The organism is Paractinoplanes polyasparticus (assembly GCF_019710575.1).
GTDB classification, from domain to species: Bacteria; Actinomycetota; Actinomycetes; order Mycobacteriales; family Micromonosporaceae; genus Actinoplanes; species Actinoplanes polyasparticus.
Window position 1 is genome coordinate 103,328 of the sequence record NZ_JAHWFK010000033.1, and the last position, 23,182, is coordinate 126,509.

The window sequence follows — 23,182 nt, forward strand, 5'->3', positions numbered from 1 at the left end:
CGTCGGTGGAGACGATCGTGACGGTGTGCCCGTCGGGCCGGAACGCGGGACGGGTCCGGACGCCCCGAGACGAACGCCGCGAGGGCGCCGCCGGGGGCGACCACCGCCTCGGCGTCCGAGAGGTCCACCCCCGCGTCGAGGGCGCGCCGTGTCAGCACCCGGCGGTCGCCCCGCAGATCCCAGATCAGCGTCGTCCCGTCGCGGTCGCCAGCGCCGCCTCGACCCGCAACTCCTCGGCCTCGAGCCGCAGTTCCGCGAGCCGCCCGGCCTCGATGCGCCCCGGCTCCCACGCCTCCAGCTCGGGCAGGGCCGGTCCGCGCCACAGCGCCAGCGCCTCGCCGGCCACGAACAGGGCGTGGTCGGCCGCGTCCAGCACAAGCAGTTCCCGCGCCCGGTCGAGCAGTCGTTCGAAGCGGCGGGCGTCGACCTCGTCGGCCCCGGCCGCGAGGCGGTAGCGGACGACACGGTCTCGATCAGGTCGGCGCCGAGCACCCGGCGCAGCCGGGCGACACAGCCCTGCAGCACCTTGCGCCACGACGCCGGTGGCCGCCCGCCCCACAACGCCTCGGCCGGCTGCTCCGGCCGCACGGCGGCGCCGCCCGTGGCCACGAGCGCGGCCAGCACGGTGCGGTCGCGCGAGGAGAGCCGGGCCGGCTGCCCGCCGCTGTCGATGGTCAGTGGGCCCAGCACAGCGATACCCACATCCGGACTGTCCGCCCGGCCGGTGCGGGTGTCAACGGCGCCGATACCGCTCTGATACCGCCGCGACGGCGAACCGGCACCGGCCGGCCCGACAAAACGAGGGGTCAGCCGATGCCGAATCCTGGGAGTGCGCGATGACAACAACACGAGATTTCACCCGGCGGTGGGGTCCGGCCCTGCTCGTGGCCGGCGTCCTGGCCGGCGGCGCGATGGCGCCCGGGCCTGGACCGTGCACCCGGTTCGTGACGCCGGCGACAGCCAGTGCCGGGGAGTGGATCCCGGCGCTGGCCTACCGGCACCACGACCGGAAGGGCCCGCTGGAGGTCCGGTTTGACGAGAAACCCGTCGCTTACAGGCTGCTCCGCTACGCCGCTTCTCCTACCCCTGGTGTCACCGAGTTGTTCCTCACCGTCGGCGTGCCGAGCGGGTCGGCGCGCGGCCGGCACGAGATCCAGCTGTACGAGCCGTCCGGCAGCGGACGGCCCGGGAAACTGGCGGTCAGCACGATCATGCTCGGGCCCTGACATGCGCGGGGCGCGGCCACGGGAACCCCGGTGGCCGCGCCCTCGTCAGTGGCCGGTCAGACGGCGACCGTCGCCTGCGTGGGCTCCGGGGTCGGGGCGGCGCTGGACAGGTGCCGCAGGTAGGCCGGCAGGGTCAGGAACTCGGGACAGGTGCGTTCCGAGAGCAGCACCGTCAGCAGGGTGCGGGCCTGGCCGAAGCGGCGGGCCGCGTCCTCGTCGAGGGCGCCGGTCTCGCTGAGCACGTCCAGCTCCTCGCGCAGCATCCGGCCGACCAGGGCCGCGCTGACCGGGACGCCGTAGTCGGTCGGGGTGGCGGAGTGGATCCACTGCCAGAGCTGGGTGCGGCAGATCTCGGCGGTCGCCGCGTCCTCCATCAGACCGCCCAGGGCCACCGCGCCCCGGCCGCCCAGCCAGGCGGCGATGTAGCGCAGCGCCACGCTGACGTTGGTGCGCAGCGCGACCTCGCTGACCTGGACCCCGAGGGCGCGCACGTCGAGCAGCTCGGTCGCGGTGACCCGCACGTCGTCGCGCTTGCGGACGATCTGGTGCGGTTCCTCGCCGAGCCACTGGTCGAAGACCTCGCGGCAGGTGTCGACCAGGCCGGGGTGGGCGACCCAGCTGCCGTCGAAACCGTCGCCGACCTCGCGCCGCTTGTCCTGGCGCACCTGGTTGAGCGCGCGCTTGGCGGCGACCGGGTCGCGGCTGGGGACGACCGCGGCCATGCCGCCGATGGCGTGGGCGTTCCGGCGGTGGCACGTGCGCACCAGGAGCTCGGTGTAGGCCCGCATGAACGGGGTCGTCATCGTGACCTGGGAGCGCTCGGGCAGGACCACGTCGGGGCGGTTCTTGATCATGCTGAACAGGTAGTCCCAGCGGCCCGCGTTCAGGCCGGCCGAGTGCTCGCGCAGCTCGTACAGGATCTCGTCCATCTCGAACGCGGCCGTGATCGTCTCGATGAGCACGGTGGCCCGGATGGCGCCCCGCTCGATGCCGAGCGCTTCCTGGGCGTACAAGAAGACGTCGTTCCACAGCCGGGCCTCGAGGTGCGACTCGAGCTTGGGCAGGTAGAAGTACGGGCCGCTGCCCCGCTCGAGCTGGCGCTGCGCGCAGTGGAACAGGTAGAGGCCGAAGTCGAACAGCGACGCGGAGACCGGCCGCCCGCCGATGCGCAGGTGACTCTCGGGCAGGTGCCAGCCCCGCGGGCGCACCATGATGGTCGGGATCCAGCCGTTGACCCGGTACTCCTTGCCCTCGGGCGTGGTGAAGTCGAGCCGGCCGTCCAGCGCGTCCTTCAGGTTGAGCTGGCCGAGCACCACGTTCTCCCAGGTGGGTGACGTGGCGTCCTCGAAGTCGGCCATCCACACCTTGGCGCCGGAGTTGAGCGCGTTGACCGTCATCTTGCGCTCGGGCGGCCCGGTGATCTCGACGCGCCGGTCGAGCAGGTCGGGCGCCGGCGCCGCGACGGTCCAGCTCGCGTCGTCCCGGATGTGCGCGGTCGAGGGCAGGAAGTCCAGGTCGTCGGTGCGGGTGGTGCGCCGGCGGCGACGGCGGTCCAGCAGCTGGACCCGGCGGGCGCCGAACTCGCGGTCGAGCGCGACCACGAACGCGATGGCCTCGGGGGTCAGCACCTCGGCGTAGCGGCCCTCGGTCGTCCCCGTGATCGTGATTTCCTCGGTACCCATCAGAACTGCTCCGCTTCGGTCGAGCCCTTGAGGGCAGTCGTGGACGAGGACGGGTTGAGCGCGGTCGAGACGGCGTCGAAGTAGCCGGTCCCGACCTCGGCCTGGTGCTTGGTCGCGGTGTAGCCGTCGGCCTCGGCCGCGAACTCGGCCTCCTGCAACTTCACGTACGACGTCATGCCGTCCGTGGCGTAACCGCGCGCCAGCTCGAACATCGAGTGGTTGAGCGCGTGGAAGCCGGCCAGGGTGACGAACTGGAACTTGTAGCCCATCGCGCCCAGCTCCTTCTGGAACCGCGCGATGTCGGCGTCGTCCAGGTTCTTCTTCCAGTTGAACGAGGGCGAGCAGTTGTAGGCGAGCATCTTGCCGGGGTGCTCCTTGTGCACCGCCTCGGCGAACGACTTCGCGAACTCCAGGTCGGGCCGGCCGGTCTCGACCCAGAGCAGGTCGGCGTAGTCGGCGTAGGCGACGCCGCGCGCGATGGCCGCCTCGGGCCCGCTGCGGACCCGGAAGAAGCCTTCCGCCGTACGCTCGCCGGTGAGGAACGGCTGGTCGCGCTCGTCCACGTCGGTGGTCAGCAGGTCCGCCGCCAGCGAGTCGGTGCGCGCGATGATCAGCGAGGGGACGCCGAGCACGTCGGCTGCCAGGCGGGCCGCGTTCAGGGTGCGAATGTGCTGCGCGGTCGGGATGAGCACCTTGCCGCCGAGGTGGCCGCACTTCTTCTCGCTGGCCAGCTGATCCTCCCAGTGCACGCCGGCCGCGCCGGCCGCGATCATGCCCTTCATCAGCTCGAACGCGTTGAGCGGGCCGCCGAAGCCGGCTTCCGCGTCGGCGACGATGGGGGCGAACCAATCGCGTTCGTGCTTGCCCGCAGCGGTGTCGATCTGGTCGGCCCGCAGCAGCGCGTTGTTGATCCGCCGCACCACGGCCGGCACCGAGTTCGCCGGGTAGAGGGACTGGTCGGGGTAGGTCGCGCCGGCCAGGTTGGCGTCGGCGGCGACCTGCCAGCCGCTGAGGTAGATCGCCTTGAGCCCGGCCCGCACCATCTGGACGGCCTGGCCGCCGGTCAGCGCACCCAGCGCGTTGATGTAGTCCTCGCTGTGCAGCAATTGCCACAGCCGCTCCGCACCGCGCTCGGCCAGGGTGTGCCGCTCCTGGACCGTGCCACGCAGCTTGACCACGTCGTGCGCCGTGTAGCTGCGCTTGATGCCGAGCCACCGGGGATCGCCGGCCCACGCCCGAGTGAGGTCCGCCGCGGTACCGCCCCGAACTTCGGTCAGCTGATCAGTCATGTTCTCTCAGTCCCTCCGCTTGCCATTGCCAGGTGGAAGAACTTCACTTTCGCGCTTCCCGCCAGCCCCTCTGAAGACATTTGTGAGCAGAAGAAACGCAGAATTTCTGTTAGCGTCAAAACCCATGACCGATCTCGTCACCCTGGGCCAGCGGCTACGCCACCAACGCAAATCGAAGGGCATGACGTTGGAGCAGCTCAGCGAGGCGGTGGGCCGGGCGCCGTCGCAGCTGTCGCTCATCGAGAACGGCAAGCGCGAGCCCCGGCTGTCGGTGCTCGAGGCGATCGCCGGGGCGCTCGGCGTCCCGCTGCAGGACCTGCTGCGGCCCGAGGCGCCGTCGCGCCGCGCCGGCCTCGAGATCGACCTGACCCGGTTTCAGGAGTCACCGGCGTACGCGGCCCTCGGTCTGCCGGCGGTCAAGGGCGGGCGCCGCCTGCCTCTCGACGCGCTCGAGTCGCTGGTGGGCCTGCACCGCGAGCTCAACCGGCTGCTGACCGAGCAGAGCGCGACCCCCGAGGTCGCCCGCCGGGCCAACGCCCAGCTGCGGATCGACATGCGCGAGCGCGACAACTACTTCGCCGAGATCGAGCGGGCGGCAGCCGACGTGTCGCGCTCGGTGAAGCACGCGACGGGCCCGTTGTCCCAGCGCGGGATCCTCGACATCGCCGCGCACCTGGGCTTCACGTTGCACTACGTGAGCGACCTGCCCGGCTCGACACGCTCGGTGACCGACCTGGTCAACCGGAAGATCTATCTGCCCCAGGTGGCCAGCGGCAAGGGGCACGACCCGCGGGCCGTGGTGCTGCAGACGCTGGGCCATTTCGTGCTCGGGCATCCGGAGCCGGCCGACTACGGCGACTTCCTGCGGCAGCGGGTCGAGGCGAACTACTTCGCGGCGGCGCTGCTGATGCCCGAGACCTTCGCCGTCCAGTTCCTCAAGGCGGCCAAGGCCGACCGGGCCCTGGCCATCGACGACTTCCGGGACGCGTTCGGCGTCTCCTACGAGACCGCGGCCCACCGCTTCACCAACCTGGCGACCCACCACTTCGGCATCCCGGTGCACTTCACCCGGGTGCACGAGAACGGGATCGTCTACAAGGCGTACGAGAACGACGGCGTCCGCTTCCCGTCCGACGTCACCGGCGCCATCGAGGGCCAGCCGATCTGCCGCAGGTGGGCGTCCCGCACGATCTTCGGCTCGGACGACCCGTACTCGTCGTTCTACCAGTTCACCGACACGTCGTCGGGCACGTACTGGTGCACCGTCCACATCGAGTCGACCCGCTCCGGCGAATTCTCGGTCACGGTCGGCACCCCGTACGAGCACGCGCGCTGGTTCCGGGGCGGAGACACGTCCCGGCGTACGGTGTCCCGCTGCCCCGACCCCGCCTGCTGCCGCCGTCCACCGGCCGCACTGGTCGACCGCTGGGCCGGCCAGGCCTGGCCCAGCGCCCGCGTCCACTCCCACCTGCTGGCCGCGCTGCCCCCCGGCACGTTCCCCGGCGTCGACGCCCAGGACGTCTACGAGTTCCTGGAGCGGCGGGCCTGAACTACGCTGCCGCCCATGATCGGTGGGGTGCGGCTCGGCGTCGCTGTGCTGGTGGGCTGGGCCGGGGCGTGGCTCTGGGCGTACGGGATCGCGGTTCTGCAACCGCTGTGCGAACCGGGATCGCCGTTCTGGGAGCTCGCCGAGAACAACTCGTACTGGGCGCGCGACGTGCGGTGGGCGGCGGTCCTCGCGGTGTCGGCGGTCCTGGCCGCGGTGTCCCGTCGATCGTGGCTGATCGCCGTGGCCGTGCCCTGGCTGGCGGCCGACATCGTGCTGGATCGGATCGACCCGGGACGTCCGGCACTGCTGCCGGCCACGCTGATCGCCGGCGTGGCAGTGACCGCGGTGGCGATCCCGGCCGCGCTCCGGCCGCCGGGCCGGCCGCTCGCCCTCTGGATCCCGCTGGCCTGCCTGTTCACGGCGAGCACGATCGTCGCGCTGGAGTCACCGAGCGACGCCGAACCCCAGCTCGCCCTGTCCCGCCTGGCCGCCTACGTCGTCTGCGCGATCGCCACGGTCGTGTGCGTGCTCGCCTCGCTGACCCCGAGCGCCCTGCAACGCCGGTGGCCGGCGGTGGCCGGCCTGGCCGTCGGGGTGACCCTGTTCGGCCTGCCCCTCCCGCCGCTGGTCACGTTCGGGCTGATGGTGCTGGGCGCGGCCACCGTCGTGCTGCTGCGCGAACCGTGGGGCGGAGTGCGGCGGGCCGCCGGTGTGGTGGCGCTGCACGCGGCGGGTCTGGTCGCCGTCGGCTTCGTCCTGCTCTTCTCGCTGCTCCAGGCCGGGCGACCGTTCACCGCGCTGGCCGGCAACGAGGCAGTCAACACCGCCGACTCCGACCCGAGCCTGCTGATCTGGTCGGTCGCCGTGGCCGTGGCCTGGGCGGTCCTGGTGCGCCTGAGCAAGGCGATCGCGGCTACGCCGGCTGCAGCTCCGGCGAGCGGGCCGGGGCAAGGCGCCCGAGCAGGGAGCGCGCCGCCTCGATGACCAGGGCACGGTCGTGGGTCAGGGCGAACTCGAAGCGGCGCTCACGGTCCGGGCCGGTGTCGCCCAGGTCGCGGGCGACGAGCGCGGCCGCCCGATGCGGGCCGACCACGATGACGTTCCACTCGCCGCGCAGCGCGTCGTGGTCCTCGAGACGCGCGCCGCGCACCCCGGGGATCGGCTCGTCGGTGAGCCCGGTGCCGAGCGCGGCCACCAGCGGGCTGTGCGCGGCGATGCCGGCGAAGCGCCGGGCGGTGGCCGGCGTGAAGTGCCGGGCGTCCTGGAAGCACGCGAGCAGGACGGGCGGCTCGCCGCCGTCGAAGGCCAGCGCCTCGAGGTGCCGGCTCATCGGCATGAGCTGCGCCTTGGTGGCGCGGGTGACGGGTCGGCGGGCGCCCACGATGGCGAACGGCGTGCGGTCCTCCGGCCGCGGCGGCGGGATGAACGGCAGCGTGGCGGTCATGCCGGCGACGACCGGAAGGGGGCGGGGCGGCCGAAGTGCCAGCCCTGACCGACGGTGGCGCCCATCGTGCGGGCGATCGCCAGGTGCTCCGGGGTCTCGATGCCCTCGGCCAGCACGACCGCGCCGCTCGCCTCGGCGTAGGCGGCGACCGCGGCGACCACGCGGGCGGTGTGCGGGTCGCCGGGCGCCCGCAGCAGGCCCATGTCCAGCTTGACCACGTCGGGGTGCAGGAACGGCATGAGCGCGAGCGACATCGGGTCGGCGCCGACGTCGTCGAGGGCGACACCCCAGCCCGCCGCACGGGCCGCCGCCGCTGCGCTGAGCAGGCCGGACGGGTCGACGGCGATGGCCCGCTCGGTCATCTCGGTGACCACCCGCAGGCGGTGGCGGGCGAGCTCGATGATCGGAGCCAGATCGAGCGGGCAGGGGGTGCCCGCGGCCGACGGCTCCATGTTGACGAAGAGGGTGAGCGCGGGATCGAGGTCGGCGGCCAGCGCGCCCTCGTAGGCGCGGGCACGGCAGATCCAGTCGAGCTCGCTCTCACGGCCGGCTTCGTGGGCAGCGGCGAACAGGGCGCCCGGCTGCTCCCACAAGCTGCCGGCCGGGCCACGGCTAAGGGCCTCGTAACCCAGCACCCGTCCGGTGGAGATCTCGACCAGCGGCTGGAAGAGCGTGGTCACCGCCCGCCGGTCGAGCACATCGTGAATGTCGCGCATGGCTCACCTATCGACCCCGCAACGGCCGCAGTTAACAAATGCGGCCGCTCTCTTTACTGTTAACAAGGTTTAACTTATGTTTGTCGATATCCAGTCACCTCGTCATCCCCCCATGAAGCCAAGGAGTCCCCTTCATGAGACGCAGGTTCACCCTTCCCGCACTGACCGTCGCCACTACCGCGGCCGCCCTCACCGTCGGAGTCGCCCCGGCTTCGGCTCACGGCTACATCTCGTCCCCGCCCAGCCGCCAGGCCAACTGCGCCAGCGGCGCCGTCGCCAACTGCGGCGACATCGTCTACGAGCCGCAGAGCGTCGAGGCGGCCAAGGGCTCCATGCAGTGCAACGGCAGCGGCAGCCGGTTCGCTGTGCTCAACGACAACAGCCGCAACTGGCCGGCCGCCTCGGTCGGGCAGTCGGTCACCTTCAACTGGGTGCTGACGGCCCGGCACTCGACCGCCACGTGGGAGTACTTCATCGGCAACACGCGGCTCGCCTCGTTCAACGACGGGGGCGCGCAGCCCGGCGCCACCAAGTCGCACACGGTCAGCATGGGCGGCTTCAGCGGCCGGCAGACCGTGCTCGCCCGATGGAACGTCGCCGACACGGCCATGGCGTTCTACGCCTGCGTCGATCTCAACATCGGCGGTGGCGGTGGCAACCCGCCGCCCACGACTCCCCCGCCCACCAACCCGCCCCCGACGACCCCGCCGCCCACCACCCCGCCGCCGGCCAGCGGCACGTGGCGCGCCGGCTCGGCCTACCAGCCGGGCAACGTCGTCACCTACAACGGCCGCTCGTACACCTGCCGCCAGGCGCACACCGCGCTCACCGGCTGGGAGCCGCCGAACGTCCCCGCCCTGTGGTCCGCGAGCTAGTCGCGGCCGCGCTGGCCCTCCTGCTGGTCTCCGGCTGCGATGCGCAGCCGGAGGCCGGTGCGCCGCCCTTCAACGACACCGACGTGATGTTCCTCCAGATGGGCCTGACCCAGATCGACGAGGGCGACCAGGTGGCGGCCCTGGCCGAGCAGAGGGCCACCGATCCGCGCCTGCGCAGCCTGGCCACGGAGCTGCGCGCCCAGTGGCGCGAGGAATCGGCGACCATGCAGCGCCGGCTGCAGGACTGGAAGCAACCGCTGGAGGCCGATCCGTCGGCCGGGGCTCACGCGGGCCACGGCGACCTGCACAACCTGCGCCCGTCCGACATCGGCGAGCTGAGCGACACCCGGGGCAAGGACTTCGACCGTACGGCTGTGACCCTGCTCCTGGGCCACCTGGGCAACTGCGTCGAGACCGCCCGCATGGAGTCAGCCGGCGGCGCCCATCCCGACGCCCGGGCCCTCGGGGCGAACGTCGCGAGCCGCCGTCAGTCCCAGATCCAGAGCCTGCTCAAGCTGGCGGCCGAACCCTGACGGATCCTCCAGCCACGGGCTGTGCCCCGCGCCCGGCACGATGACGACCGCACAACCGAGCCGGTCGCCGAGCCGGCGCAGAGCCTCGGCCGGCCGGCTGTCCCCCGCGCCGCCGATGATCACCGTGCCGGGCGGCAGCCGTTCGCGGAGCTCGTCCAGATGTGACTCCAGCGGGTCGGCCCGGCCGGCCGCGTTGAGGTGCCGGTTCATCGTGTAGTTGACCGGCCGCACGCTGAGCGCCGAGGCGTGCGCCCAGTCCCAGGCCCGCGTCCGGTCGGCGTGGTCGGTGAACCAGGCCAGCGTGAGGTACTCGACCTCCTCGGCCTCGGTGCGCGCGGCGATGCCGTCGAGCTCCTCCAGCCGGGCCTGCTGCGCGCCGGTGCGCCGCTCGCGCTGGGCCGCCCGGTCCGCTTCCCGCCACGGCTCCACGAACGGCCCGGCGATCAGCACCAGCCCCGCCACACGCTCCGGGTGCGCCAGCAGGAAACGACAAGCCAGTTCGGTTCCGTACGAGTGCCCGACCAGCACAGCCGTGCGGTGCCCCCAGGCGTCGAGCAGCAGGCTCAGGTCACGGACGTGCCGCCCGAGCGTGTGCTCCCCCGCCCAGCGCGACCCGCCGGTGCCCCGCTGGTCGTAGCGGTGAACCACGCCCAGGTGCTCGACGAGCCCGGCCACCGGCGCCAGATAGTCGGGCAGCCCCGGCCCGCCGTTGACCAGGACCACCGGCCGGCCCGTCCCCCTCCCGGTCCACGTGCGCAGCCGCACCCCGTCGTCCATCACCACGTCCATGGCCCCGAGCGTAGGCACCACTGCGCCAAGGCCCGCGGTCCCGGTGCCGACGCGTCTGTAGATTCGGCTCATGCCCGAACTGATCGCACCCACCACCCGGCTGCACGCCTCGTGGAAAGAGGCCCGTGACGAGTGGCCGCCCGGCGCGCACATGGACGGCCACAGCGTACGAGCGACCGACGACGTCGACTCGGCGGAAGGGTTCGCCGAGTGGGTGGCCCGCCTGCGCGACGAGGAGGATCCGTCGACCCCGCTCGACGAGGGCCTGGTGCACTGCACGTACCGCTGGATCGTCGAGGACGACGAGTATCTGGGCGCCGTCGCCCTGCGCCACACGCTCAACGACTTCTTGCTCAACGTGGGCGGCCACATCGGCTACGGCGTCCGTCCCTCGGCCCGCCGCCAGGGTCTCGCCGGCTGGGCGCTCGGCCGCACCCTGGAAACGGCGCGCACGCTCGGCCTCGACCGGGTGCTGGTCACCTGCATCCCGTCGAACGTCGCGTCGGCCCGCACGATCGAGAAGAACGGCGGCGTCTACGAGGACACCCGCACCACCGGCCCCGACACGGTGAAGCGCTACTGGATCACGCTGGCCTCGGCCTGACCGCCCGGGCCAGGGCCCGCTCCACCGCGGACCGGTCGATCGCCCACGTGAGGAACCCGATACCCCACGCCGGTCGGTGCGGTCCGCCGGAATCGCCACCTCGCGGTCCAGCCAGCGCGGATCCCCGTCGGCGGCGCCGAGCATCCCGAGCCCGCCCCCGTTCGACACCGCCGCCGCCAGCGCACCCCCGGCGGTGCCCCCCATCGGCGCCAGCGCGATCGGATGCCGCACCCCGAACATCTCGGTAAACCTCGTCGACAACGCCATGTCCGTGGATCCGCCCCTCGTCGCCAGCGTGATCGGATACCGCAGTCCGAACTGTTCCGTGAGCTCTCGACCGTCATCGTCGCGGATCAGAGCCGCCGGGTCTGTGCGTGACCACTCACGCACGTCGCCGTGGTGGGGTGAGCGTTCTGGACGCGCCAGCGGCCAGCTCACCCCGCCGCGGCCCTCGGCGTGAGCAGCGGCCCGTACCACCCACCCCGCTACGACATAGGTCTTGACGTTTTCCTGCGCTGGATCCGTTACTTGCGGTTGATCGTGTAGTGCAGCACCAGGAATGGCATCCCGTAGAGCGAGAACGCGTGCTCGGCGCGCAGCCCGCCGTTCTCGGTGAAGACGTCCAGTTGTTCGGTGAAGCCGTGCACCGCCAGCGTCGTCAGGTCGCGCGTCCCCGGATCGATGTATGTCAGATAATGGCCGGGATGGGCCAGCTCGCTGCGGCTGGTCAGCACCAGGCCCCCGCCCGCGCGAGGCAGCGGCGCCAGCGTGGCCGTGAAGCTGCCCTGGGGCACCGGGAAGCCGACGCTCACATAGCCGCGGCCCTCGTGCCGGTACGTGGTGTAGATCCCCACGTAGATCGGCTCGTCGGTGTCGGCGTACGAGCGGATCCAGCCGCGCACGCCGATCAGGCCGGCGCCGTCGGGGGTGATCGTGTCGATGCGGCTGCGCACGCCGCGCAGGGTCTCGCGCTGGTTCATCGGCACGTTGGCCTGGCCCAGCGGCCGCGCCACGAACGTGCGGTAGAGCAGATAGCCGGGGCGCACCCAGTGCCGCCACTCGGGCCGGATGTCGAGCCGGAAGCGGGTGGTGTGCTCGTAGAACTCGCGCACCAGCGGGTCGACCCCGGCCGGGTCGAAGCCGGGGCCGGCGAGGTCGTCGAGCGAGGCCACGATTCCCACGTCGGGGGCGTCCGCCTCGTACCGGCCGCCCAGCACCTCGGCCAGTTCCCGGACGTATCCGGTGCCGACATAATTCGTCCGGGCCTCGAGCGGCACCACGAACGGCAGGTCCGCCGCCGGGACGCGCTCGGCCAGCAGATCCACCTGCGGATCGCGGAACAACACGGCCGACAGCGCCCGGAAGCCGACCACCGTGCTCGCCGCCACCACGGCCGGCGGAGTGTCGCGGCCCCACGCCGCTCCGACCGCGGCGCCGACCACCGGGCCCAGCAGCACCTTCTGCGGCCGCAGCCCGAGCGCGCCGGCCACCGCGCCCGCGGCCACGCCCACCGTCACCGGCCGGGCCCTCATCAGCCGGCCGCCGATCGCCGCCACGGCGCCGCTCATCACCACTCGCGACCACCACGCCGGGATCTCGCCCGGCCGTTGCCGCGCCCGGGCGACCGCCTCGGTCACGGCGAGCGCCGCCGCGCCCACGGGAGCACCGCGCCGCCCCGCCAGCGCGGCACCGGCCAGCGCCCCCACCGCGGCGGCCAAACCGATGCCGCCGACCCGTTTCCCCCAACCGTCCCGCCCCGTCATGAGCGCACGCTAACAAGCCGGCCGCCGGTTCGGCGCACGAGAAACGGGCATGGAGACGGCAAGGTCGGTCATCGCGGGTCCGGTGTGGCACACGAACGGCCGTCCGCGGCTACGGCCGGCGTGACCGCGACGTGCAGAAGATCCCTCAGCTCGGTCGCCGGTGACCTTTACGAACCAATGCGATGCTGTGGGTTATCCCCGTTCCACTGCCGGGAGGAAGAGCCACCATGCTGCCCCTCAACGCCGAGAACCTGTCCCGACTGCCCGCCGATCTGGCCGTCCCCACGTACGACCGCGGCGCCCTGCGCACCGGCATCGTGCACTTCGGGGTGGGCGGCTTCCACCGCGCCCATCAGGCGATGTACCTCGACCGCCTGATGAACGACGGCAAGGCCCTCGACTGGGCGATCTGCGGGGTCGGGGTGATGCCGGCCGACCGGCGCATGCAGCAGGTGCTCGACGCCCAGGACGGCCTCTACACGCTGGTGGTCAAGGCGCCCGACGGCACGCTCGAGGCCCGCGTCATCGGCTCGATCCGGGAGTACCTGTTCGCGCCGGACGACCCGGAGGCCGTGATCGAGAAGATGGCCTCCCCCGAGGTCCGGATCGTGTCGCTCACGGTCACCGAGGGCGGCTACAACTTCAACGCGGTCACCGGCGAGTTCATGGCCGACAACAAGGACATCCAGCACGACCTGGCGTTGCCCAACCAGCCGCGTACGACGTTCGGACTCATCACGGCCGCGATCGAGCGCCGCCGCGAGCGCGATCTGCCCGCCTTCACGATCATGAGCTGCGACAACATTCAGGGCAACGGGGACGCGGCCCGGCGCAGCTTCGTCGCGTTCGCCGCCCTGCGGAATCCGGCCCTGGCCACGTACGTGGACGAGAACGTGCGTTTCCCGAACAGCATGGTCGACCGCATCACCCCGGTGACGACCGACGAGGACCGCGACGAGGTCCGCAAGCACTTCGGCGTCGACGACGGCTGGCCAGTGGTGTGCGAGCCGTTCACGCAGTGGACGCTGGAGGACAGCTTCGGTGCCGGCCGCCCGGCCTGGGAAGAGGCCGGCGTGCAGGTGGTGCCCGACGTCGAGCCGTACGAGCTGATGAAGTTGCGCCTGCTCAACGCCTCACACCAGGCGCTGTGCTACTTCGGCTACCTGTCCGGCTACCGCCTGGTGCACGACGTGGCCCGGGACCCCGCCTTCGCGAAGTTCCTGCTCACATACATGAAGCGCGAGGCCGAGCCCACCCTCGAGCCCGTCCCCGGCATCAACCTCGACGAATACCAGCACCAGCTGATCGAGCGCTTCTCCAACGCCCAGGTCAAGGACACGGTGGCGAGGCTGTGCGCGGAGAGCTCGGACCGCATCCCCAAGTGGCTGCTCCCCGTGATCCGCCACAACCTGGACACCGGCGGCGAGATCAAGCTGGCCACCGCGGTCGTGGCTTCGTGGGCCCGCTACGACGAGGGCACCGACGAGCAGGGCGCCCCGATCGACATCGTCGACCGCCTCCGCGACGAGCTGAACGCGATCGCCCTGACCCAGCGCGACAACCCCACCGCGTTCATCCGGAACCGCGAACTCTTCGGCAACCTGGCCGACAACGCCCGCTTCGTCGAGGCGTACACCGAGGTGCTCGAGAGCCTCCACACCCGCGGAGCGAAGGCGACGCTCGAAGCGCTGATCTGATCAGTGGGCCACTCGGCGCACGCCGGGGCGGAAGCGGCTGGGCACCGCCCACTTGACGGCTCGGTTCAGGACCTGGCAGGACATGATGACGACGCAGGTGACGCCGTTGAGGAACGAGGCCAGCACGTCCGTGGGGTGGTGCATGCCGCGGTAGAGGCGGGCCGTCGCGACGCCGATCGGGATCAGGACGAGCAGCCAGGCCAGGCGCTTGGCCCAGGTGTGGCGCAGCAGGGTGAACAGCAGCAGGGCCAGGCCGACGTAGAGCGCGACCGCGGCCGAGGTGTGCCCCGACGGGAAGCTGGACGTGGGCGGGGAGTCGTCCATGCGGCGCACGGTGGGGCGCTCGCGGTCGATCATCAGCGTGGTGAAGAAGAAGACCAGGGCCTGCGCGGTCACGCCGAGGCAGAGGTAGAGCGGCTCGCGCCAGCGGTGCAGCTTGAGGTAGAGGATGGCCGCGGCCACGCCGGTGACGGCGATGATGACCGGGGTGCTGCCGATCAGGCTGACGATCTCGCTGATCACGTTGAGCGGGCCGTCACGATGGGCCTCGAAGGAACGGTTGACGTCGTCCTCGACGGTGAGCGGCCAGGAGTGGTCGACCACCCGGGTCACCAGCAGGCCGAGACCCACCATCACTCCGAAGAGGATGGTCACCGGCAGCAGCAGACGCTTGGCGATTTGCGCGATCAGCGGGGGCATGACCGCGCTGTCTACCCAGTCACGCTTGTCGCTACTCCCGCGTCGTGCCCGCGCCGACCGGAACCAGCCGCCGGCGCCGGCGGGCGGCGAACGCGGCCATCGTCGCGGCCACCACGAGCAGGCCGAGCAGCCAGCCGCCGAGCACGTCGCTGAGCCAGTGCACGCCCAGCCCGATCCGGAACAGGCCGGTCACGGCCGGGACGACCAGGCCGCCGGCGATCAGCCAGCGGCGGAGGCGTGGCCGGTGCCGGGTCATCGGCAGCAGCACGGCCAGCACGACCGCGGCGCCGAGCGCGTTGTTCAGCGCGTGACCGGACGGGAACGAATACCCGACCGCCGTGGCCACCGGGTCGAGGAACGACGGCCGATCCCGTTCGAAGACCAGTTTCAGCAGCACGCCCAGTAGTCCGCCGGCCGTCATCGTGATGCCCACCCACCAGGCCAGCGAGCGGGCGCCCCGCCGGACCAGCCAGATGACCAGTCCGAGGGCCGCGACCCGCCACGTCCACGGGTCGAAGACGAGGCACCAGGCCCACATGAAGTCGACCAGCCCCGGATGCCCCGATGCGAAGCCGTGCACGGAAACGCTGACGTCCTCGTCGAGCCGGTGCAGCCAGTCCACCTCGCCCACGACCATGGCCGTGAGCACCGCGAACGGCACCAGCAGAACGACGGTCCCGGCCGCGGCCCCGGCCAGCCGGAATTCGAGGGCGTGCTCCTGGTCCCGCATGGCGACTAGCTATACCCGGACATTCACCGCTGATACACATTCCGTTCACCCGGATCGGGCCGGCCGGATCGTGGCCGTCCGGCGCTCATCGTCTTCAGCAGGCAGAGGCGGCGCGACCGGCTCGGCCGTGACCGGCGCCGCGGGCCACAACACGCGGAAGGCGAGGAACGCGGCCACCGCCACCAGTCCGGCCGCCACCAGCGACACCAGGGCGAACGCGAACCCGTAGGCGTCGTCGGCCCGCTCCAGCAGCGCCGCGCTCAGCTGACCGGGCAGGCGTCCGGCCGCGGCCGCCGCGTCCATCAGCGTCCCGTCGGGCGGCAGGCCGGGCACTCCGGACATCCCGCTCCGGTACGCCGCCACGACCACCGAGCCGAGCACGGCGATGCCGATGGCGCCGCCCAGTTCGGCTCCCGTCTCGGTGACGGCCGCGGCCATGCCCGCGAGGACCGTACGGACGAAACCACCAGATCAGTGGTGAGCGTGTAGACCGGCGCGAGCCCCAGCCCGCCGATGACCATCCCGGCCACCAGCGCGGGCAACCCGCCGCCGTACGGGGCCAGCGCCGTCAACGCATGACCGGCCGCCATCACGACCGCGCCGACCGCGACCACCCGCCCGGCCGGGAACCAGCGCACCAGCACCGGCCCGAGCAGCGACGCCAGCAGGAACGCCCCGACCGACGGCAGCGCCCAGAGCCCGGCCCGCAGCGGCGACAGGTCGAGCACGACCTGCAGGTACTGCACGATCGCCAGCTGGGTGCCGTAGAGGACGAAGAACGAGAGCGCGTTGGCGGCCAGACCGACCCGCACCCGGCCGTCGCGGAACATGGTGAGGTCGAGCAGCGGCTGCTCGACCCGGCGCTGGCGGCGCAGGAACAGGGCGAGCAGGAGGCCGGCGACCACGATCGACAGCAACGGCACGGCCGGCCGGCCCTCGGCGGCGAGGCGCTTGATCCCGTACACGAAACGAGAACCGCGGCCAGGCTGAGCACCGCCCCGCCCAGGTCGAAACCCCGGGCCGAGGTGTCGCGGGCCTCGGGCAGCAGCGCCGGGCCCAGCACGACCAGCAGCAACGTCGCGGGCACGGCGAGCAGGAAGACCGAGCCCCAACCAGAAGTGCTCGAGCAGCACGCTGCCGATCAGCGGCGCGGCCAGACCGCCGAGCGAGAACGACGCGCTCCACGCCGAGCGCGATGCCCCGCTGCCGGGCGTCGGCGAACATCGCCCGTAACGCAATGAATACCTTCATGACGTTACGGTCGACCGACGCCCAACGCAACGCGAAGAACAGTCTCATTGCGTTACGCTGACCGCATGCGGGTGACCGACATGGACATCGCCGAGGTGGTGGCCCTCGTCAACGAGTGGGGCACCGAACCCTGCCGGGTCGACGGCCGCGCCCCGCGGCCCGGCCCTGAGCTGACCGCGCTGGCCGACGAACTGCACCCCATCTTCGCGACCACCGACCCCACCACCCGGGCGCGCCTGGTCACGACGTTGCTGCAGGTCACAGACGTACGCCCCGAACTGGCCCCCGACCTGGCCGAGTCCTGGACCGTGCAAGATCCGGCCCAAGCCGGCCGAGCCGCCGCCGCCCTTGCCCTGCGCCACCACCTGGCCGAATACCCCGGCCGCCTGGGCCTGTGCGCCGACGACCAGTGCGCCGACGTCTACGTGGACGCCTCCCCCGCCGGCAAGCGCCGCTTCTGCTGCCTGACCTGCCAGAACCGGGCCCGCGCAGCCGCCTTCCGGCGCCGCCGGGCACAGAACCGCGCATAGCTCGGCCGGACGGCGACCCTCAAGAGCGGCCGTTGCCTTTCCGGGACCGGCCGCCTCGCCCGTAGTTGATCGTGATGTCGTTGACGCTGCGGTCGCCTTGGATCACCGGACCGTCCCCGTTGGCGTTGCGGGAGCCCGGGTACGGATGGGCGGGCACCGGCGACACGTACCCCGCGACCCTCGGTGTGGCCTGCCGCTCCGGCATGAATGATCCGGACTCCGCGATGCCGCGCTGCAAAGAACTGGCAGCCTGAGCCCGCGCCAGAGCCTTGTCGAGCTTCTTCACCGTCCCGCCGACCCTGGAGGTGGGCGAGACCTCGCTGCGGCGGGTCATCGTGTTGCCGTAGCCCACCATGACGGCCGAGGCGAAGTCGACCCTGGCGCCGCCGAACGAGTGCTTCACCGACGCGCCCCCGTCGGCCAGGCCTTTCGCGCCGTGCAGAAGGTCACGCGTATCGAGGTCGCCCACCGCGGTGAGCATCTTCGCGGCCGGGTCGGCCGCACCGGGTTCGTGCCGGAACGCCGCAGCGAGGTCAGCGTTCAGCTCCGGGCGCTCGTTCAGCATCTCGGCCACCGGGATGACCGTCTCGCGTACGTGGTAGTGGGTATTGACCCGTATTTCCGCCTGGTCACCCTGGTTGACCACCTCAGACCGCGCTCCGCCTCGGCCACTTCGGTCGCCACCTGCCGCGCGGCCATGACCATGGGAGCGGAACGACCCGGCTCGCCGGCGCCCATCGTCCGTCGAGCGCAGCCCCGCAGCACTTCGACCGCCGCGTACACGGCCCGAAGTCGCGGCTCACCGGCGGTCTGTGTGCCCAGCTCGCCGACCGTCCGCTGCACGTCCGTCCAGCGCGCTCCCTCCCGAACCTCGGAGGCTCGCGACGGCGGCCTCAGCGACCCGGCGGCCCGTGCCACGCGTCAACGGTCGGGTAGGCATCCTGGGAAGGCAGCCAGGACGGGGTTGCCCCGCCGGCATCGGGATCGAACCGCTCGTGGGCAGCCGGCTCGGGAACCGTGGGCGAGCTGTCCCAGGCCCCGGGCCGGATCCTGTCGTATCGACCAGTTTCGTGGTCCTTAGTGACATGGTGCCACCAGCCCGAGACGCAGAGTCGCCGGCGCTGTTTTCGGACAGACTCAGCTCAGGTAGCCCAGCTCCGGCAGCTTTTCCTGGTAGGCGTCGATGAGCCGGCGCGCCACCGGCACCGAGTCGATTAGGGGGTGGGCGGCCATCGCCCGCACGGCCAGCACCCGGGATCCCGTCTCGGCCGCGGTCAGCACGGCCCGGTCGGTGGCCTTGATGCGCCGCACCAGCTCGACGCCGTGCGACGGCAACCCGCCCGACGGCAGCGGCCTCGCCCCGGACCCGTCGACCACGCACGGCACCTCGACCACGGCGTCGTCGTCCAGGTCGGCCAGCGTGCCCCGGTTGCGGACGTTCAGGATCAGCTCCTGCCGCGCGTCCTGGGCGATGGCCAGCATCAACGCCAGGGCGACGTCCTCGTAACCGCCGCCCTCGGCGTCGTCGCGCTCGCCGAGGCCCTCCATCGCCATGTACGTCGCATCCCGCTGACGACGCACGGCGTCCCAGGCCTCGTACGCGTCGCCCTCGGTCGTGGTCAGCATGTCGTAGCAGTCCCGTTGCTGGCGAAGCAGGAACTCGCCGCGGGTTTCCCCGGCCGCCAGCGAAGCCCGCACGACTGCCTCGTTGTCGTAGTAGTAGTGCAGGTACTCGTTCGGCACGGCGCCGAGCGACCGGAGCCGATCCGCACCGAAGAGCCGTCCTTCCTCGAAGGACTCGAGGGCGGGCGAGGCCAACAGCTGCGGGAGCAGGTCACGCTTCCCTTCCCGTACGGCGGTCAGCCAGCCCAAGTGGTTCAGGCCGGCGTACTCGACAGTCGCCGTTCCCCGCGTCAGCCCAAGTGCGCGCACCACCCGCCTGGCCAGCGCGGAGGGCGAGTCACAGATGCCGATCACCCGGTCGCCCAGGAACTCCGCCATCGCCTCGGTCACCAGCCCGGCCGGGTTCGTGAAGTTGATGACCCAGGCGTCCGGCGCGACCAGGCTGATCCGCCGGGCGATGGCCCGCGCGACCGGTACCGTCCGCAGCCCGTACGCGATGCCGCCGGCCCCGACCGTCTCCTGCCCCAGCACGCCCTCGCCGAGGGCGACCCGCTCGTCGATCACGCGCCCCTCGAGCCCGTGCACCCGGATCGCGCTGAAGACGAAGTCGGCCCCGGTCAGCGCCTCGGTCAGGTCGGTCGTGGCCTCGACCGAGGGCGCGCCGACGGCCCCGCCGGCCTGGTCGCGCAGCACCCGCCCGATCGCGGTCAGCCGCGAGCCGTCGACGTCGTGCAGCACGACCTCGGAGATCGGCGAGTCGCCGTTGAGCAGCGCGCCGTAGACGAGGGGCACCCGGAATCCGCCACCGCCCAGGACGACCAGTCGCTTACCGGGCATGGGCGTCCGACAGCCGGGCGATCGTGGCGGTCGCGCGGCGCACCGTGCGCTGCTCGCCGCGGGGAATGACGTCGTCGAGGAAGGCGTACCGTTCCGCCAACGGCGACGACCGGGCGCCGCGCCACCAGTCCGCGATGTCGCCCCAACCGGGCGCGGACAGCGACCCCCCGAAGTGCTGCACCGACAGCGCGGCGATCAGGTTGGCGAACGCCAGGCTCTGGGCCAGCGGCCAGTCGCGCAGGCTGCCCAGGATGAAGCCGGCTGTGAAGACGTCCCCGGCGCCGGTCGGGTCGAGGGCCGGCACCGGTACGGCCGGCACGTGCACGGTCTCGCCGGTGCGCGCGTCGTGGGCCAGCACCCCGTCGCCGCCGCAGGTCACGACCACGACCGGAGCCAGGCCGGCCAGCTTCTCCAGCGCCGCTGAGGGGGTGGCAGCCCGCGTGTACTGCATGGCCTCGACCGCGTTGGGCACGAAGGCGTGGCAGTCCTCGAGCATGTCGAGCACCTCGACCGGCCATTCGGCGCTCGCGTCCCAGCCCACGTCGGCGAAGACCAGCGTCCCCGCCTCCCGGGCCCGGCGCACCCAGGGCAGCCGGTCCTTGGTGAGCGAGACCGAGGCGGCCCGGGCGCCCGGGAGCTCGCCGACCAGCCCGTCGGCGTTGAGGGGCAGCGGGTGCCCGTGCGTGATCATGCTGCGGTCCCGGTCGTACGCGAGCGAGACGGTGACCGGCAAGTGGCCGTCGATACGGCGGGACGCGCTCAGGTCGATGTTCTCCTGCCCGCACAGGATGTCGGCGCAGAAATCGCCGTACGCGTCGGTCGCCAGCGCCGTGCCCAGCCCGGTGCGCAGGCCGAGGCGGGACGCGGCGACGGCAAGGTTGGCGATGCCGCCCGGGCAGGAGCCCATGCCGCGGGCCCACACCTCGGTGCCGGGCTCGGGAACACCCTCGAGCCCGGTGAAGACGATGTCGAGGAAGACGACACCTGGGACGAACAGGTCCAGTGCCGGGTTCATCTGGAGATCCTATGCCGCACGACGGGCGGTGGGGCCCGCTGACCAGGGTGGCGAGCCCCACCTTGCCGTTCTAGCCGGCCACCCAGCTCGCGTCGCCGGCGCCGAGGTCGGCTGCCGCGCCCCCGATGATCTCCACGCGCCAGGGCAGCGAGGGACCCGAGCGCTCGACCCGGATCGCCGTGCCGTCCCGGGTCACCGTGAACGTGCTCTCGCCGACCCGCACGGACGTGCTGCCCTCGGCCGGCTCGAACACCCGCAGCGTCACGCCGTCCGCGTAGTCGTAGTCGGGCCGGTCGGTCCGGTTGCCGATCGGGATGACCGCACCCGGCCGCACCAGCAACGGCACGCTGCCGAAGCCGTGCGTCTCGTGCACCCAGCCCGGGCCCGCGACGACGTCGCCGGTGAGGAAGCTGGTCCACCGCCCGGCCGGCACGTAGTAGCTGACCTCGCCACCCTCGCTGAACACCGGCGCCACCAGCAGGTCGCCGCCGAGCAGGTACTGCCGGTCGACGTAGGTCACCGCCGGGTCGTCCGGGAAACCCAGCATCATCGGGCGCATCACCGGCAGGCCCTGCTCATGGGCCTGACGCGCGGCTTCCCAGAGGTACGGCATGAGGCTGTACTTCAGGTGCGTGAAGGAGCGCAGCACCTCGACCGACTCGTCGTCGAACAGCCACGGCACCCGGTAGGAGTGGTTGCCGTGCAGGCGGCTGTGCGACGACAGCAACCCGAAGGCGATCCACCGCTTGAAGACGGCCGGGTCGGGCCGCCCCTCGAAGCCGCCGATGTCGTGGCTCCAGAAGCCGAAGCCCGAGCTCATCAGGGACAGACCGCCGCGCAGGCTCTCGGCCATCGACTCGTACGTCGCGGAGTTGTCGCCACCCCAGTGCACCGGGAACTGCTGGCCGCCGACGGTGGCCGACCGCGCGAACAGGACGGCCTCGCCCTCGCCTCGGGCCTCTTTCAGGACGTCGAACACGACCTGGTTGTAGAGCTGCGTGTAGTAGTTGTGCATCCGCTCGGGGTCGGAGCCGTCGTGCCACACCACATCGGTCGGCACCCGCTCGCCGAAGTCCGACTTGAAGGCGTCGACGCCCATCTCGACCAGGACGGCGAGCTTCGCCGCGTACCACTCCCGCGCGGCCGGGTTGGTGAAGTCGACCAGCGCCATGCCGGCCTGCCACCTGTCCCACTGCCAGACGTCCCCGTCGGCCTTCTTCACGAGATAGCCGTTGGCACGGCCCTCTTCGAACATGGCCGAGCGCTGCGCGATGTACGGGTTGATCCACAGACAGGTCCGCAGGCCGCGGTCGTGCAGCCGCTTCAGCATGCCCGGCGGGTCGGGGAAGATCGCCGGGTCCCACTCGAAGTCGCACCAGTGGAACTCGCGCATCCAGAAGGTGTCGAAATGGAAGACGCTCAGCGGCAGATCCCGCTCGGCCATCCCGTCGACGAACGAGGTCACCGTCTCCTCGTCGTACGGCGTGGTGAAGCTCGTCGTCAACCAGAGCCCGAAGGACCAGGCCGGCGGCAGGGCCGGGCGACCGGTCAGCGCGGTGTACTTGCGCAGGATGTCGGCCGGGGTGGGGCCGTAGATGATCAGGTACGACAGGGTCTGCCCGGCCACGCTGAACTGGGTGCGCGACACCATCTCGCTGGCCACCTCGAACGACACCCTGCCCGGGTGGTCCACGAGGACGCCGTACCCGCGGTTCGTCAGATAGAACGGCACATTCTTGTACGCCAGCTCGCTGCTGGTGCCGCCGTCCTCGTTCCAGATGTCGATGCTCTGGCCGTTCTTCACGTACGGGCCGAAGCGCTCCCCGAGCCCGTAGACGGCCTCGCCCACGCCCAGATCGAGCTGCTCGTGCACGTAGTGCTCGCCGTCCGCGCCGTCGACGATGCCCATGCCGCGCCAGCCCGTGCCGGTGAGCCGCTTGCCCTCGGCGACGAAGTCGAGGCCCCACCTCTCGCCGGCGTCGAAACGCGCGGTCAGGTTGCCCGACGTCAAGGAGACACCCGACACCGCGACCTCGTGGTCCTCGGTCGCGATCTCGAAGTTGGGTCCCTTCGGCACGCCCCCGAGGAAGTGCCCGAGCGTCACCCGGATGACGTCCGGCATCGGCGCCTCGGCCCGGATGGTGATCAGCGGGGTGTCGAGGGTGTCCGACCTGCTGCGTACCGGCTTGGTCGAGGCCCAGACGGTCAGCGCCTTCTCGTCGGCCTGGCTGTCCCGCAGCTGGGCCGGGTGCAGGACCGTGAAGCCCTTGCGCTTGAGCCAGTACCCGTCGGTGAACTTCATGGAGGTCCTTTACTTTCTGAGGAGCCTT

23 protein-coding genes and 2 pseudogenes are annotated in these 23,182 nt (G+C 71.8%); 8 read left to right on the forward strand and 17 right to left on the reverse strand.

Translation table 11 applies throughout. The annotated features are described in order from the left end of the window. Positions 1-184: 184 nt before the first annotated feature. On the reverse strand, positions 185-559 hold the full coding sequence (locus KXC43_RS30235; RefSeq protein ID WP_221379590.1) for an AfsR/SARP family transcriptional regulator: 375 nt from the start codon (positions 557-559) through the stop codon (positions 185-187). Next, a pseudogene (locus KXC43_RS53260) lies at positions 520-849 on the reverse strand (hypothetical protein); the annotation flags it as partial. The gene KXC43_RS30235 and the pseudogene KXC43_RS53260, both read right to left, overlap by 40 nt. On the opposite strand from KXC43_RS53260, the gene KXC43_RS30245 reads away from it, so the two are divergent. Further along, positions 837-1,226, forward strand: a complete 390-nt coding sequence (locus tag KXC43_RS30245) for a hypothetical protein (RefSeq protein WP_221379591.1) — start codon at positions 837-839, stop codon at positions 1,224-1,226. The pseudogene KXC43_RS53260 and the gene KXC43_RS30245 sit on opposite strands and share 13 nt — an antisense overlap. Before the next feature lie 56 nt (positions 1,227-1,282). Here the strand turns inward: KXC43_RS30245 and aceB are convergent, their stop codons facing one another. Both aceB and aceA read right to left on the reverse strand, forming a co-directional pair. Beyond that, positions 1,283-2,908 (reverse strand): malate synthase A, encoded by a 1,626-nt coding sequence (gene aceB, locus KXC43_RS30250; RefSeq protein ID WP_221379592.1) that lies wholly within the window; start codon positions 2,906-2,908, stop codon positions 1,283-1,285. Next, complete coding sequence (gene aceA, locus KXC43_RS30255) at positions 2,908-4,197, reverse strand: isocitrate lyase (protein ID WP_221379593.1); 1,290 nt, start codon at positions 4,195-4,197, stop codon at positions 2,908-2,910. Before aceA ends, aceB begins: the two co-directional genes overlap by 1 nt. Positions 4,198-4,321: 124 nt before the next feature. Between aceA and KXC43_RS30260 the strand changes: the two genes are divergently transcribed. Together KXC43_RS30260 and KXC43_RS30265 are read left to right on the forward strand one after the other, a co-directional pair. Beyond that, a complete protein-coding gene (locus tag KXC43_RS30260; protein ID WP_221379594.1) occupies positions 4,322-5,746 on the forward strand; it encodes an XRE family transcriptional regulator in 1,425 nt (474 codons plus the stop codon). A gap of 15 nt (positions 5,747-5,761) precedes the next feature. Beyond that, a complete protein-coding gene (locus KXC43_RS30265; protein ID WP_221379595.1) occupies positions 5,762-6,730 on the forward strand; it encodes a hypothetical protein in 969 nt (322 codons plus the stop codon). Here KXC43_RS30265 and KXC43_RS51430 read toward each other — a convergent pair. Then, positions 6,660-7,190, reverse strand: coding sequence for a DICT sensory domain-containing protein (locus KXC43_RS51430; RefSeq protein ID WP_255645075.1), 531 nt, complete (start codon positions 7,188-7,190; stop codon positions 6,660-6,662). The genes KXC43_RS30265 and KXC43_RS51430 overlap by 71 nt on opposite strands. Continuing rightward, positions 7,187-7,906 (reverse strand): EAL domain-containing protein, encoded by a 720-nt coding sequence (locus KXC43_RS51435; RefSeq protein ID WP_255645076.1) that lies wholly within the window; start codon positions 7,904-7,906, stop codon positions 7,187-7,189. The genes KXC43_RS51430 and KXC43_RS51435 overlap by 4 nt, the downstream gene beginning before the upstream one ends. A gap of 134 nt (positions 7,907-8,040) precedes the next feature. Here KXC43_RS51435 and KXC43_RS30275 point away from each other — a divergent pair, with 134 nt between their 5' ends. Continuing rightward, complete coding sequence (locus KXC43_RS30275) at positions 8,041-8,781, forward strand: lytic polysaccharide monooxygenase (RefSeq protein WP_221379596.1); 741 nt, start codon at positions 8,041-8,043, stop codon at positions 8,779-8,781. Next, positions 8,766-9,314 (forward strand): DUF305 domain-containing protein, encoded by a 549-nt coding sequence (locus KXC43_RS30280; protein WP_221379597.1) that lies wholly within the window; start codon positions 8,766-8,768, stop codon positions 9,312-9,314. The genes KXC43_RS30275 and KXC43_RS30280 overlap by 16 nt, the downstream gene beginning before the upstream one ends. On the opposite strand, the gene KXC43_RS30285 is transcribed toward KXC43_RS30280, so the two are convergent. Further along, positions 9,210-10,103: an alpha/beta fold hydrolase gene (locus tag KXC43_RS30285; RefSeq protein ID WP_221379598.1), complete on the reverse strand. Its 894-nt coding sequence runs from the start codon at positions 10,101-10,103 to the stop codon at positions 9,210-9,212. The genes KXC43_RS30280 and KXC43_RS30285 overlap by 105 nt on opposite strands. A 70-nt stretch (positions 10,104-10,173) precedes the next feature. Between KXC43_RS30285 and KXC43_RS30290 the strand changes: the two genes are divergently transcribed. Beyond that, the gene (locus tag KXC43_RS30290; protein WP_221379599.1) at positions 10,174-10,707 is read left to right on the forward strand and encodes a GNAT family N-acetyltransferase; all 534 of its coding nucleotides are present in this window, start codon (positions 10,174-10,176) and stop codon (positions 10,705-10,707) included. A 180-nt stretch (positions 10,708-10,887) separates the two neighbouring features. Here KXC43_RS30290 and KXC43_RS52860 read toward each other — a convergent pair. Next, positions 10,888-10,974, reverse strand: a pseudogene (locus KXC43_RS52860) (hypothetical protein); the annotation flags it as partial. 257 nt (positions 10,975-11,231) lie between these two features. After that, complete coding sequence (locus KXC43_RS30300) at positions 11,232-12,470, reverse strand: hypothetical protein (protein WP_221379600.1); 1,239 nt, start codon at positions 12,468-12,470, stop codon at positions 11,232-11,234. Between the two features lie 227 nt (positions 12,471-12,697). On the opposite strand from KXC43_RS30300, the gene KXC43_RS30305 reads away from it, so the two are divergent. Next, entirely contained in the window at positions 12,698-14,167 is a 1,470-nt protein-coding gene (locus KXC43_RS30305) for a mannitol dehydrogenase family protein (protein ID WP_221379601.1), read from the forward strand. On the opposite strand, the gene KXC43_RS30310 is transcribed toward KXC43_RS30305, so the two are convergent. From KXC43_RS30310 to KXC43_RS30325, 4 genes are read right to left on the reverse strand one after another with little or no spacing between them, the layout of a single operon-like run. Next, entirely contained in the window at positions 14,168-14,866 is a 699-nt protein-coding gene (locus KXC43_RS30310) for a phosphatase PAP2 family protein (protein ID WP_221379602.1), read from the reverse strand. It abuts the gene before it with no gap. 31 nt (positions 14,867-14,897) lie between these two features. Next, positions 14,898-15,596, reverse strand: a complete 699-nt coding sequence (locus tag KXC43_RS30315; RefSeq protein WP_221379603.1) for a phosphatase PAP2 family protein — start codon at positions 15,594-15,596, stop codon at positions 14,898-14,900. Positions 15,597-15,641: 45 nt separating this feature from the next. Then, the gene (locus KXC43_RS30320; protein WP_221379604.1) at positions 15,642-15,938 is read right to left on the reverse strand and encodes a hypothetical protein; all 297 of its coding nucleotides are present in this window, start codon (positions 15,936-15,938) and stop codon (positions 15,642-15,644) included. Beyond that, a complete protein-coding gene (locus KXC43_RS30325; RefSeq protein WP_221379605.1) occupies positions 15,899-16,561 on the reverse strand; it encodes an MFS transporter in 663 nt (220 codons plus the stop codon). Before KXC43_RS30325 ends, KXC43_RS30320 begins: the two co-directional genes overlap by 40 nt. A 351-nt stretch (positions 16,562-16,912) precedes the next feature. On the opposite strand from KXC43_RS30325, the gene KXC43_RS30330 reads away from it, so the two are divergent. Next, complete coding sequence (locus tag KXC43_RS30330; RefSeq protein ID WP_221379606.1) at positions 16,913-17,377, forward strand: CGNR zinc finger domain-containing protein; 465 nt, start codon at positions 16,913-16,915, stop codon at positions 17,375-17,377. Between the two features lie 19 nt (positions 17,378-17,396). On the opposite strand, the gene KXC43_RS30335 is transcribed toward KXC43_RS30330, so the two are convergent. The 4 genes from KXC43_RS30335 to yicI form a co-directional block, all read right to left on the reverse strand. Then, positions 17,397-18,023, reverse strand: coding sequence for a hypothetical protein (locus KXC43_RS30335; RefSeq protein ID WP_221379607.1), 627 nt, complete (start codon positions 18,021-18,023; stop codon positions 17,397-17,399). Between the two features lie 491 nt (positions 18,024-18,514). Then, on the reverse strand, positions 18,515-19,837 hold the full coding sequence (locus KXC43_RS30340) for a family 4 glycosyl hydrolase (protein WP_221379608.1): 1,323 nt from the start codon (positions 19,835-19,837) through the stop codon (positions 18,515-18,517). Beyond that, complete coding sequence (locus KXC43_RS30345) at positions 19,827-20,852, reverse strand: carbohydrate kinase family protein (protein ID WP_221379609.1); 1,026 nt, start codon at positions 20,850-20,852, stop codon at positions 19,827-19,829. The genes KXC43_RS30340 and KXC43_RS30345 overlap by 11 nt, the downstream gene beginning before the upstream one ends. Before the next feature lie 70 nt (positions 20,853-20,922). Beyond that, a complete protein-coding gene (yicI, locus tag KXC43_RS30350; protein WP_221379610.1) occupies positions 20,923-23,154 on the reverse strand; it encodes an alpha-xylosidase in 2,232 nt (743 codons plus the stop codon). Positions 23,155-23,182: the final 28 nt, after the last annotated feature.

What these genes read in the sequence shown, in the direction of transcription:
- KXC43_RS30245 (WP_221379591.1), top strand. Translation starts at nt 837, where the DNA reads ATGACAACAACACGAGATTTCACCCGGCGGTGGGGTCCGGCCCTGCTC.
- aceB (WP_221379592.1), bottom strand. Translation starts at nt 2,908, where the DNA reads ATGGGTACCGAGGAAATCACGATCACGGGGACGACCGAGGGCCGCTAC.
- aceA (WP_221379593.1), bottom strand. Translation starts at nt 4,197, where the DNA reads ATGACTGATCAGCTGACCGAAGTTCGGGGCGGTACCGCGGCGGACCTC.
- KXC43_RS30260 (WP_221379594.1), top strand. Translation starts at nt 4,322, where the DNA reads ATGACCGATCTCGTCACCCTGGGCCAGCGGCTACGCCACCAACGCAAA.
- KXC43_RS30265 (WP_221379595.1), top strand. Translation starts at nt 5,762, where the DNA reads ATGATCGGTGGGGTGCGGCTCGGCGTCGCTGTGCTGGTGGGCTGGGCC.
- KXC43_RS51430 (WP_255645075.1), bottom strand. Translation starts at nt 7,190, where the DNA reads ATGACCGCCACGCTGCCGTTCATCCCGCCGCCGCGGCCGGAGGACCGC.
- KXC43_RS51435 (WP_255645076.1), bottom strand. Translation starts at nt 7,906, where the DNA reads ATGCGCGACATTCACGATGTGCTCGACCGGCGGGCGGTGACCACGCTC.
- KXC43_RS30275 (WP_221379596.1), top strand. Translation starts at nt 8,041, where the DNA reads ATGAGACGCAGGTTCACCCTTCCCGCACTGACCGTCGCCACTACCGCG.
- KXC43_RS30285 (WP_221379598.1), bottom strand. Translation starts at nt 10,103, where the DNA reads ATGGACGTGGTGATGGACGACGGGGTGCGGCTGCGCACGTGGACCGGG.
- KXC43_RS30290 (WP_221379599.1), top strand. Translation starts at nt 10,174, where the DNA reads ATGCCCGAACTGATCGCACCCACCACCCGGCTGCACGCCTCGTGGAAA.
- KXC43_RS30300 (WP_221379600.1), bottom strand. Translation starts at nt 12,470, where the DNA reads ATGACGGGGCGGGACGGTTGGGGGAAACGGGTCGGCGGCATCGGTTTG.
- KXC43_RS30305 (WP_221379601.1), top strand. Translation starts at nt 12,698, where the DNA reads ATGCTGCCCCTCAACGCCGAGAACCTGTCCCGACTGCCCGCCGATCTG.
- KXC43_RS30310 (WP_221379602.1), bottom strand. Translation starts at nt 14,866, where the DNA reads ATGCCCCCGCTGATCGCGCAAATCGCCAAGCGTCTGCTGCTGCCGGTG.
- KXC43_RS30315 (WP_221379603.1), bottom strand. Translation starts at nt 15,596, where the DNA reads ATGCGGGACCAGGAGCACGCCCTCGAATTCCGGCTGGCCGGGGCCGCG.
- KXC43_RS30320 (WP_221379604.1), bottom strand. Translation starts at nt 15,938, where the DNA reads ATGTCCGGAGTGCCCGGCCTGCCGCCCGACGGGACGCTGATGGACGCG.
- KXC43_RS30330 (WP_221379606.1), top strand. Translation starts at nt 16,913, where the DNA reads ATGCGGGTGACCGACATGGACATCGCCGAGGTGGTGGCCCTCGTCAAC.
- KXC43_RS30340 (WP_221379608.1), bottom strand. Translation starts at nt 19,837, where the DNA reads ATGCCCGGTAAGCGACTGGTCGTCCTGGGCGGTGGCGGATTCCGGGTG.
- KXC43_RS30345 (WP_221379609.1), bottom strand. Translation starts at nt 20,852, where the DNA reads ATGAACCCGGCACTGGACCTGTTCGTCCCAGGTGTCGTCTTCCTCGAC.
- yicI (WP_221379610.1), bottom strand. Translation starts at nt 23,154, where the DNA reads ATGAAGTTCACCGACGGGTACTGGCTCAAGCGCAAGGGCTTCACGGTC.